General features: G+C 45.2%; 10 protein-coding genes. 5 read left to right on the forward strand and 5 right to left on the reverse strand.

Translation table 11 applies throughout. The annotated features are described in order from the left end of the window. The first annotated feature begins 115 nt into the window (after positions 1 to 115). Positions 116 to 1,600 carry a glycerol kinase GlpK gene (gene glpK, locus GWK51_RS10440; protein ID WP_161933647.1) on the forward strand — a complete coding sequence of 495 codons (1,485 nt, stop codon included), beginning with the start codon at positions 116 to 118 and terminating at the stop codon, positions 1,598 to 1,600. A 46-nt stretch (positions 1,601 to 1,646) separates the two neighbouring features. Here glpK and GWK51_RS10445 read toward each other — a convergent pair whose 3' ends face one another. The 3 genes from GWK51_RS10445 to GWK51_RS10455 form a co-directional block, all read right to left on the reverse strand. Further along, positions 1,647 to 3,170 (reverse strand): DHA2 family efflux MFS transporter permease subunit, encoded by a 1,524-nt coding sequence (locus GWK51_RS10445; RefSeq protein ID WP_161933648.1) that lies wholly within the window; start codon positions 3,168 to 3,170, stop codon positions 1,647 to 1,649. A gap of 6 nt (positions 3,171 to 3,176) precedes the next feature. Then, the gene (locus tag GWK51_RS10450; RefSeq protein ID WP_161933649.1) at positions 3,177 to 4,310 is read right to left on the reverse strand and encodes an HlyD family secretion protein; all 1,134 of its coding nucleotides are present in this window, start codon (positions 4,308 to 4,310) and stop codon (positions 3,177 to 3,179) included. 275 nt (positions 4,311 to 4,585) lie between these two features. Next, a complete protein-coding gene (locus GWK51_RS10455; protein WP_161933650.1) occupies positions 4,586 to 5,083 on the reverse strand; it encodes a thioesterase family protein in 498 nt (165 codons plus the stop codon). A gap of 108 nt (positions 5,084 to 5,191) precedes the next feature. Here GWK51_RS10455 and hemB point away from each other — a divergent pair, with 108 nt between their 5' ends. Beyond that, complete coding sequence (hemB, locus tag GWK51_RS10460) at positions 5,192 to 6,205, forward strand: porphobilinogen synthase (protein ID WP_100243009.1); 1,014 nt, start codon at positions 5,192 to 5,194, stop codon at positions 6,203 to 6,205. Positions 6,206 to 6,221: 16 nt separating this feature from the next. Then, on the forward strand, positions 6,222 to 7,340 hold the full coding sequence (gene thiO, locus GWK51_RS10465; protein WP_161933651.1) for a glycine oxidase ThiO: 1,119 nt from the start codon (positions 6,222 to 6,224) through the stop codon (positions 7,338 to 7,340). A gap of 17 nt (positions 7,341 to 7,357) precedes the next feature. On the opposite strand, the gene GWK51_RS10470 is transcribed toward thiO, so the two are convergent. Next, positions 7,358 to 8,254 (reverse strand): TIGR01777 family oxidoreductase, encoded by an 897-nt coding sequence (locus tag GWK51_RS10470; protein ID WP_161933652.1) that lies wholly within the window; start codon positions 8,252 to 8,254, stop codon positions 7,358 to 7,360. Positions 8,255 to 8,321: 67 nt separating this feature from the next. After that, positions 8,322 to 8,768: an ABZJ_00895 family protein gene (locus GWK51_RS10475; RefSeq protein ID WP_161933653.1), complete on the reverse strand. Its 447-nt coding sequence runs from the start codon at positions 8,766 to 8,768 to the stop codon at positions 8,322 to 8,324. 308 nt (positions 8,769 to 9,076) lie between these two features. Here GWK51_RS10475 and GWK51_RS10480 point away from each other — a divergent pair, with 308 nt between their 5' ends. Together GWK51_RS10480 and GWK51_RS10485 are read left to right on the forward strand one after the other, a co-directional pair. Then, complete coding sequence (locus GWK51_RS10480) at positions 9,077 to 9,454, forward strand: VOC family protein (protein ID WP_161933654.1); 378 nt, start codon at positions 9,077 to 9,079, stop codon at positions 9,452 to 9,454. A gap of 106 nt (positions 9,455 to 9,560) precedes the next feature. Next, positions 9,561 to 10,814 (forward strand): exonuclease SbcCD subunit D, encoded by a 1,254-nt coding sequence (locus tag GWK51_RS10485; RefSeq protein ID WP_161933655.1) that lies wholly within the window; start codon positions 9,561 to 9,563, stop codon positions 10,812 to 10,814. Position 10,815: the final 1 nt, after the last annotated feature.

The following is a 10,815-nucleotide window of genomic DNA, read 5'->3' on the forward strand; positions in this document are numbered from 1 at the left end:
ATCATAGCATAAATATCGAAAATTACGAGGCAATTTCACAGTATTTACAGAACTGACTGCGTTCTATTACATTATTGCGGTAATCTTTCATATTTCAAGAGTTAAAAATAAAAACATGAGCTATTTACTTGCACTTGATCAAGGAACCACCTCCAGCCGAGCCATTATTTTTGACGAACATGGAAAAATTTACTCGACGGCTCAACGCGAAACTCAAATTCGTACCCCTCATTCTGGCTGGGTCGAGCAAGATGCTCAAGAAATCTGGAGCACACAAATTGCTGTTGTCCAGCAAGCCATTGCCTCGGCCCATTTATTTGCCAAAGACATTAAAGCCATTGGGGTAACCAACCAACGAGAAACCACTGTGGTTTGGGACAAACGTACTGGCATTCCGCTTGCCCCTGCCATTGTCTGGCAAGATCGTCGTGCCACAGACTGGTGTGAGCAATTGGCCAAACGTAATCTGTTAGCCACTATTCATAAAAAAACTGGCTTAAGAATCGACCCCTATTTCAGTGCAGGCAAACTGGTCTGGTTACTGGAAAATGTAGCTGGTCTTCGAGCCTTAGCCGAACAAGGTCATGTCGCTTTTGGCACCATCGATAGCTGGTTGGTGTGGAATCTGACCCGTGGGGCGGAACATGTGATTGAAGCCAGCAATGCCTCACGCACCATGCTCATGAATTTAGCCAGCCAGCAATGGGACGCAGAATTATTAGAATTGTTTAATATTCCTGCCTCTGTACTGCCGACCATCATCTCTTCTGACCGCTATATTGCCAATACTGCCCCAGGTTTATTGGGCGCCGAAATTCCGATTGCAGGTATTTTAGGAGATCAACAGTCTGCTCTATTTGGTCAGTCTTGCTTTGAAGCAGGTACAGCAAAAAACACCTATGGTACGGGCTGTTTCATGCTGTTCAATACGGGAGATCAAATTCAGTATAGTCAAAATCAATTGCTCACCACACTGGCTTGGCAGTGCCAGCAACAGAATACCTTTGCACTGGAAGGCAGCGTGTTTATGGCAGGAGCGATTGTGCAATGGCTCAGAGATGGTCTCGGGATTATTCAGCACAGCTCCGACGTAGAAAAACTGGCTTGCCAAGTCCATGATTCGGATGGCGTCGTGTTGGTGCCTGCCTTCACGGGTTTAGGTGCGCCGCATTGGGACAGCAATGCACGTGCCCTACTATGCGGAATGTCACGCGGTACCAACAAAGCGCATATTGCCCGTGCCGCCTTAGAATCCATCGCCTTTCAAGTTTCAGATGTATTGAATGCCATGCAGGCCGATATTAGCCAGCCCCTCAAAGAATTACGGGTAGATGGTGGTGCCAGTCAAAATGATATGTTGATGCAATTCCAAGCCGATATGCTGAATGTCCCTGTGCTACGCCCTAAAATGCTGGAATCTACCGCATGGGGCGCCGCAGCAATGGCGGGACTGAAGATGGGTGTGTTTTCAGATGTTTCTGAAATTTCCGAATCTTGGCAGCTCGATCGAGTCTTTGAACCAAAAATGTCGGAAGATCAACGTCAGCAACATTTACAGCAATGGCGCACGGCGTTAAAGCGGGCAAAATCTGAAATCTAGAACATTAAGCACCACAAACTATGGCTTGTGGTGCTCGCTATAGATATTAATGACTTGGTCCAGTCACTTTAATCTTCTGTTTCGGAGCAAGCCAAATGATTAAACTGGCCACCACAAAGACCAAGGTTAAAATCAAAAACACATGATCAACCGACATGGTCATGGCTTCTTTATCCACCAAGTTTGAAATCACGCCTAATGTGGTTTCATTGCTCATGCCATTTTGCAGCAAAGTATTTTGAATTTCAGTCGGATTTAAACTCGACACCATTTCAGTCCGTGCAACTTTAGCATGATCATCCCAAATGGTGACCGCAATGGAGGCACCGATCGCGCCTGCCATGGTTCTTAAAAAATTCATTAAACCCGCTGCCGATGCCATTTCAGTAATTAACACCGAACCCAAAGCAATATTGGACAAGGGAATAAAGAAGAATGGTACGGCAAAACCTTGCAGCATTTGTGGCATGGCCAAAGTCATAAAGTCGGCATCTGTGACCCAAAAAGCACGCATTAGCGTCACGATTCCCATCAACATTAAACCGAAGCTGGCTAAAGCACGTTGGTCATATTTGGTCGCCAGTCGTGCAACAATTGGAGACATGGTCAAACTACCGAAGCCCATGGTCGCGGTCAGATAGCCCGCCCACGTTGCGGTATATCCTAAATTCACCTGCACCCATTGTGGAATTAATACAATACTGGCGAAGAAACCGCCAAAGGCAAACGCCAGTGATAAGACCGAAATGGTAAACCCGCGATAACGGAAAATGGCAATATTGACAATTGGATGTTGTTCGGTCAGTTCCCAGATAATAAAGGCAACTAAACCAATAACCGTAATCACCGCAAGTAGGCAAATAAAGCTGCTGCTAAACCAGTCATTTTCATGTCCCAAATCCAGCATCAACTGTAAAGCACCAATCCAAAGAATGAGTAATGCCAGCCCGACTGCATCAATCGGCAGGCGAAATTTATCAGTTTCCGCAGGCTTTAATAAGCGTATTGCAGCCACGGCACAAATAATCCCGACTGGAATATTGATAAAGAAAATCCAGTGCCAAGACCAGTTATCACTGATCGAACCACCCAAAATGGGTCCTAAAATGGGACCAACCACTGTAGTCATTGCCCACATGCCCATGGCTTGGGACTGCTTTTCAGGTGGGAAAATCCGCATCAGCAAGGTTTGACTGAGTGGCATGATTGGACCACCAAACAACCCCTGACCAATACGGCAAAACACCAGCATTTCTAAACTGGTCGAAAGCCCACACAGCACGGAAAAGGTGGTAAAACCAATCAGGCTAATCACGAACAGTCGGACCGTACCAAAGCGCCCTGCCAACCAACCGGTTAGAGGCACACAAATCGCTTCTGCCACGGCATATGAGGTAATGACCCATGTGCCCTGTGAGCTTGAAACTGCCAGACTACCGGTAATATGTGGTACTGAAACATTGGCGATGGTCATGTCGAGCACCACCATAAAGTTTGCCAATGCCAGTACAAAGGCAGCCAGCATTAAGCGACCGCCTTGTAAATCTCCAAATGGACGATACTGGTTCATGACAAATTACTTCGAACGCAAGTCGATTTTGGCTTCCATGGACAGTCCAACACGCAGAGGGTGTTGCGCCAATTCTTTGGGATCTAAAGCAATACGGACTGGCAAACGCTGAACCACTTTAATCCAGTTTCCTGTGGCATTCTGTGCTGGAATCAAGGCAAAGGCTGAACCTGTACCGCCAGAAAACCCTTGTACCGTTCCGTGAAACTCCACTGCATCGCCATACAGGTCGGAAACCAAACTCACCTTTTGCCCTGCACGGACTTTTTCTAGCTGACTTTCCTTAAAGTTGGCATCGACATACAGTTGTGAAACTGGCACCACCATCATCATTACTGTTCCAGGTGCAACCCGCTGCCCCACCTGAATGTTACGGCGTGCCACAACACCATCCAGCGGTGCTTTAATCTGGGTACGTTCTAAATCCAGCAAGGCTTGTTTTAATTTGGTTTCCGCAATCAACACATCAGGAGTCGAGTTTTCATCACTATCAAGAATCAAGGCATCATTTGCCGCCAAGGTGCTTTGTGCTGCTTTCTGACTCGATTTTGCCTGCGCCAAAGCCGCTTTAGAAACCGAGAGGCTTGCCTGTGCATTGGCTACCGCAATTTCAGCCGAACTTAATTCTTCTTTGGAGATTGCACCCGTGGCACTGAGCTGCTGACGACGCAGCAATTCTTTTTCCGCTTTGCCTAAATCGACTTGTGCTTTTTGCACCTGTGCTTCGGCACTATGAATGCCATCATCACTGACAAAAACTTGTGAATTTAAGGCGTTGCTGTTGGCACGGGTCTGCTTGTATTGGCGTTTGGCTTTGGTCAGTTCTGCCTGAGCTGCGGCAACCGCAATTTTGGCATCACGATCATCAATTTGAACCAGTACATCGCCTTGTTTCACTTGTTGGGTATCTTTGACCAAGACTTGCTGTACCTGCCCATTCACCATCGAAGTAATCGAGGCTGTTTCAGCGCCTACATAGGCATTATCCGTACTGACCGAATGATTTAAAAAGAATGCCCAAATGGAATAACCCACAGCAACAATAGCCAGTATTGCACCAAAAATAGCAAAAGACTTTTTACGCTTGGCTTGCATATTCGCAGCATTGGATTGTGGTGGAGTAGTTGGAGCTTCTGTCATCGTTTTTTCCTTCAGCCAGACAGACTTGGTCACCACAAAATCCACAACTCAAACAGTTTTTTTGCTTATTTTTAAAAACTGAAGATTCGTGTCGATGAGAAAGTCATTTCTTTAATATAAATTTGGCTAGGAATTTTAAATAAAAAACTCATCATTTGAGAAATGATTTTTTAGACTGGTCGGTTTATTAATTGATTCAAGCTGCCATTATCTAGGCAACTCAAATCTTGTCTTGGGAGAAAGGTTCAAACAAAATAATTTACTTTTCAACTACTTTAGAAAGCATAAGAGGCAATTGCCGTTGCAATGGCTTTATCTTCGTCGTTTACCAAAGTCATACGCATGGTGCAGCCTTTACGCCCTAAACGTAAGGTTTCAGCACGGGCGATAAAGAACTTGCCACGCCCAGGGGCTAAATAATCAACCCGCATATCCACCGTTGCCAGTCGCGTCACCTTCTTAATGGTATCGGGCAATTGCTCAGGTTCAGCGCGTTTATACAACTCGCCCATCGCCACAATACCACCCACGCTGTCCAAAATGGTTGCAGCAACACCACCATGCAAAATTTGAAAAGCAACATTACCAATCAAATAAGGCTGCATTTCAATATACGCTTCAATTTGCTGATCGACCACGCGCATCGTCATGCCATTATGGGAGAAGAATGGCGAACTGTTAAAGGCATGACACAATTGTTGCAAGACCACATCAATATCGACTTTCGAGCCCAAATGAATGCCCCCTGTCCATTTCTTTTCCATATCGCTCATAAATTGTTCAAACACCTTAAATTTTGAAAAAACGACCGCATTTTGCACCTAAAGCAGTGGGATGGGTCTACAATACCGCCTAGTTTAATACTGATCAGTGAGATTGTTATGACTTATACGTTCAATCGTCCAGCATTTCCTGCCACTCGTATGCGTCGTATTCGAAAGAATGACCAATTACGCGCCATGGTCAGGGAAACACAACTCACCACAGATCACTTGATTTATCCTGTATTCGTATTGCCAGGTCAAAATCAAACCCAAGATATTCCCAGCATGCCGAAGATTCAGCGTCTTTCTGCGGATCTGTTATTAAAGAAAGCCGAAACCTTATTGGAACTCGGTGTATCTAAACTGGCTCTGTTCCCTGTTACGCCACAAGAAGATAAAAGCCTCACTGCCGAAGCGGCATGGCGTGACGACGGTTTGGTACAAAGCACCGTTCGTCTACTGAAAAAAGAATTGCCTGAAATGGTGCTGATTACCGATGGCGCACTGGATCCTTATACCACCCACGGTCAAGATGGCATTATTGATGATACTGGCTATGTGCTGAATGATGAAACGGTAGAATGTCTGATTAAACAAGCGCTCAGCCATGCAGAAGCAGGTGCCGATGTGGTCGCACCAAGCGACATGATGGATGGCCGGATTGGTGCAATTCGCCAAGCCTTGGAAGCCAATGGTCATATCTATACCAATATCATGGCGTATTCAGCCAAATATGCATCCAGCTTCTACGGTCCGTTCCGTGATGCAGTGGGTTCTGCCAGCAACCTGAAAGGTGGCAATAAATACAATTATCAAATGGATGTCGGTAACCGCGCTGAAGCCTTGCATGAAATTGCACTGGATATTCAGGAAGGTGCAGACATGGTGATTGTGAAACCAGGAATGCCGTATTTAGACATCGTGCGTGAAGTAAAAGATACCTTTGGTGTTCCAACGTTCGTCTATCAAGTCAGTGGTGAATACGCCATGTTGGCAGGCGCGATTCAAAACGGCTGGTTATCCGATCAAGTGATTATTGAATCCTTGATGAGCTGCCGTCGTGCAGGTGCCGATGGAATTTGGACTTACTTTGCCGAAGAAGCTGCCCTCAAACTTAAAGCCATGAACTAAATCACATAGAATCCTTATGAATATCGTCATTATTGGTGCGGGCATTAGTGGTCTATTGTCAGCTTTAGAACTGGCTGAACAAGGCTGTCAGGTCAGTATTTATAACCAGACTTATGCAGGTCAAGCCTCTTGGGCTGGTGGCGGTATTCTTTCCCCGATGTATCCGTGGCGCTATCCACGTGCCGTCAATCATTTGGCACAGCACGGCAAAGCCCTGTATCAGACTTGGAATGAAAAATTACAGCCTGTCACAGGCATTGATTTTCAGATTCATGAAACAGGCATGCTGATTTTAGATGAGGCAGATTTTGAAGTTGGTTTAAATTATAAAACCCAGTTTCAAGAACCAATGCAGCATTGCGAATATTTGCAACGTGAACAATTAGAGCAGGTCAATCCACATCTTGCCGAGCAATTTCAGCATGCGATTTATTTCCCTGAAATTGCCAATGTGCGTAATCCTCGCCTGTTGCAGTCGATTCGCCATTATTTAGAACAGCATCCGAAGGTGCAATTTTTCGATCAAACCCCGATTCAGAAATTTCATCTTCAAAACGATAAAGTGCAATATGTCGAAACTGAAGCTGGACAAAAAGTCTATGCCGATCAATTTGTGCTGACCACAGGTGCATGGTCGGGTTTATGCTCACAACAACTGGGTTTAACGCTTCCCATTCGTCCAGTCCAAGGGCAAATGGCATTGATTAAAGCCCCTGCTCATTGGTTACCGACCATGTGTATGAATCGGGTGATGTATTTAATTCCACGCATGGATGGACATATTGTTTGTGGTTCCAGCATGCAAGAGTGTGGGTTCAATGCCGAAACGTCTGAGCAGATTCAGCAGACCATTTTAGACGCTGCTTATGAAATGGTGCCTGAACTCGCTCAGTTCCCTGTGGTGCAGCAATGGGCAGGTTTACGCCCAAGCTCTCCTGAAGGGATTCCTTATATTGGACAACTGCCGCATCTCGACAATGTCTGGCTCAATCTCGGTCATTTTAGAAATGGCTTATGTATGGGACCTGCATCGGCACAATTGTTACGTCAACTGATATTGAAGCAAGCGACTACGCTCGATGTGACAGCGTATAACCCAGCTCAATTGCTCAAGCCTGAAATACTCGCGGGATAAATACCTTGCGCATCCCATTACGCCAGATCATTTAAGGCTTCCTTCAAGGTCGGAAACTTAAACTCAAAGCCTGCCTGCTGTAAGGCTTGCGGCTGCACAAACTGACCATTTAAAATCAGTTGTGACTGCTCCCCCAAAAGAGTCTTAAACACCCAAGCTGGCATATTGAGTATCGGATGTCGATTCAAACATTGAGCCGCAACATAGGCAAATTGGCATTGGGTTAGCTTTTCAGGTGCCACCACATTAAATACCTGCTGTTCGGTGTCATTCGTCAGAATGAACTCCATTGCACGGAGTACATCCTGAATGTGCACCCAAACCACAGGCTGCCGACCATGACCAATGCGACGCACTAAATTCCATTTAATTGGAAACAACATCTGCGGCAAGATGCCACCACCGCGTCCAAAGACCACACCAAGGCGCATAATTTTGGTGTGCTGTATCGCATCTGCACGGGCAGCCTGTTCCCATTCTTGACAGAGCTGCGACATAAAAATTGCTTGTCCGTGGGAGTCTTCTGTACAGACTTGCTGCCATTGCTCAGCAGAATCAATTCCGTAATACCCCACAGCCGACCCCGACAAGATACATTTTGGGAAAATTTGTCGACGTTGTAAAAATTGATAAAGAGCTTGAGTCGTTCTGACGCGACTTTGAATCAGTTTTTGTTTGCGCTGCGCAGTCCATCGCCCCTGCGCAATACTTTCACCTGCCAGATTAATCACATAATCAATGGATTGCAGTTGGAGTTCGTCAAATTGCTGAATCCAGCTCAAATCAGGATGGGTTCGCGGTTGTGGTTTCCGAGAAACCCCGATCACCTGATAGTCTCGCTCCAGTAAATAAGGCAGCAAATGGGAACCAATAAATCCAGAAGCTCCCGTAATCAACACCACAGGCTTGTACATAAAACAATCTCTTGGCTAGATTATTTATCTATAAATGAGATAGACCAGAAATACAAGCCTTCATGCATTAACCAAACATTTTGCTGGCCATGCGCTGTGCCTGAGCCCCGTAAAACCAATAGGTGAGCAAATAAAGCGGGATGGCGATTAACAAAAACATAATCAACACCACTGCCATAAATTGCGGGTTTTGCAGATAGAGCAGCAGGTCTTGCCAAATCGTCGGATTGCTACGTGAGAAGAAATAAATTCCACCCAATAGCCCCAGCAAATTGTAGCCCCAGAAGATCAGGCTAAACCCTAAAGTAAACCGTTTACGCTCGGTCTGTGTCGGTGCGCGTTTCTGCTGTTTCAGAAATTTAAACAGCACCCAAATCATTGCCACCAAATACGGGACTGCGGTGAGTATACCTCCCATCCCGCGCGGCATCAGGGCTGCCAATACGCCACAAATACATGTGAACAAAAAGCACAGCACAAAAAACCAGATGAAATATCGATGGAGTGGTATCATGAATGCAGCTCAATCAGGGCAAAATTCTATTATAAAAAAAATTTCGCTTTTTTTTAATTTTCTTGTCAACCAATTCAAACTCACTGGCGTTATTAAGAGTACAAGGTTCGAAAACCGTTAATTTGTACCGGCATCCACAATATTTTCGGCGACCTTCGACCAAAAGCAACAAGATTGGCGTGAACGTCAAACTTTTAAAACAGCAGCTTAAAAGTTTGAGAGTTCCACCGTTTTTTGACCGACGATTTCATCATCACTCGAATCGTCGGTCTTTATTTTTCAGAACAATAAAAATAGGAATAAGCACAATGCAGCCACTGGTTTACTTTGAAATTCAATCTTCCAACACTGAACGCGATGTGCAATTTTACCAAGCGGTATTTGGCTGGCAGTTTAGCAAGGTAGATGGACTCCCGATTGAGTATTATCAAATTGAAACCGCCAACCTGCATGGTGGTTTATTAAAACGACCTGTTGACGTTCCACCGACTCATTGCGGTACCAATGCCTTTACCTGCTCCATTCAAGTGGAAAACTTTGATGCAACGGCTGCAAAAATCTTGGCACTGGGTGGACAGGAAGCCATGCCCAAATTTGCCATTCCGAATAAATGCTGGCAAGGCTATTTCATTGATCCTGATCACAATACTTTTGGTTTGGTTCAGCTCGATCCCCATGCAGCCTAAGGACTGGTGCTCTTGCGACTTTAGCTGTCGCCTTCAACATCTCCAGCGTATTTAACTAGGGAAAATATGCTAAGTTATACACGGCATTCTTATTCCTAGAGATCACATGACTGTACGCTTTTTTCATACTTCCGACTGGCATTTGGGACAGTTTTTTTATAATCATTCCCGCCAGTATGAACATGAACAGTTTTTAGCATGGTTGATCGAAAAAATTAAGCAGAAACAACCGCATGCCTTACTGATTGCAGGTGATATTTTCGATGTCATCAATCCTGCATCCAGTGCGCAGAAGCAATTGTATCAATTCTTGGCTGATGCACATGCCGTCGCGCCACACATGCAAACCCTTATGATTGCTGGTAACCATGACTCGGGCTATCGCATTGAACAGGTGGAACCCTTACTGTCCAAATACAATGCCAAAGCCGTCGGAGTCATTCATAAAAATGCCGAAGGTCAACTTGATCTCAATCGCCTACTGATCCCAATTTATGATACGCAACAGCAAATTGTGGCGTGGTGCTTAAGTCTGCCATTTTTACGCCCTGCCGAAATCACAGGCATCAATGAACAGACCAGTGACAGCAAAGATGCGATTGCACATTTACACCAGCAATTGATTGCCGAAGCCAAACGACGTAAAAGCGATGATCAAGCCCTCATTTTAATGTCACATGCACATATGCAAGGCGCGGAAACGTCCGACTCGGAACGCCCAATTATTATTGGCAATGAAGAAGCGCTTTCGACCGCACTGTTTGATGAGGTGATTGACTATGTGGCTTTAGGGCATTTGCATAAACCACAAAAAGTTGGGCAAGAACATATCCGATATAGTGGTTCGCCAATTCCGCTGTCCTTTAGTGAAGAGAATTATAAACATCAAGTTTTAGAGATTTGTATTAACCCAAATTTAGAAAGCTCTGATCGCCTGCAAATGCAGGTGTTAGCCATTCCGCGCAGTGTTGCTCTGCATCGTATTCGTGGTGAAATGCATGAGGTTTTACAACAACTGCAAGGCTTAGCTACGGGCGAAATCGAAAGTATTGATCAACGCGAATATGTCGATATTGAATACTATAGCCTGACCCCGCCACCCCCTAATTTACGCCAGCAATTTGAACAGGCCTTGCCTGAAAATCGCTACCGTTTGGTTCGTATCTCACGCCAATATTTAGCATCGGAACAAAATGCTTCAAATGCGTACACCCTACAACTTGAACCACCAACACCCGTACAATTGTTCCAAAATGTATGGGAAAAACAAGGCTATGCCGCTGATGATGAGGTCCTGAAAGACTTTATGAGTCTGGTGAATGAAGCACAAAAATCTTTAGAAGAAGAACCCAACTGTTAAA

It is taken from the genome of Acinetobacter kanungonis (genome assembly GCF_009939195.1).
Lineage (GTDB): Bacteria > Pseudomonadota > Gammaproteobacteria > Pseudomonadales > Moraxellaceae > Acinetobacter > Acinetobacter kanungonis.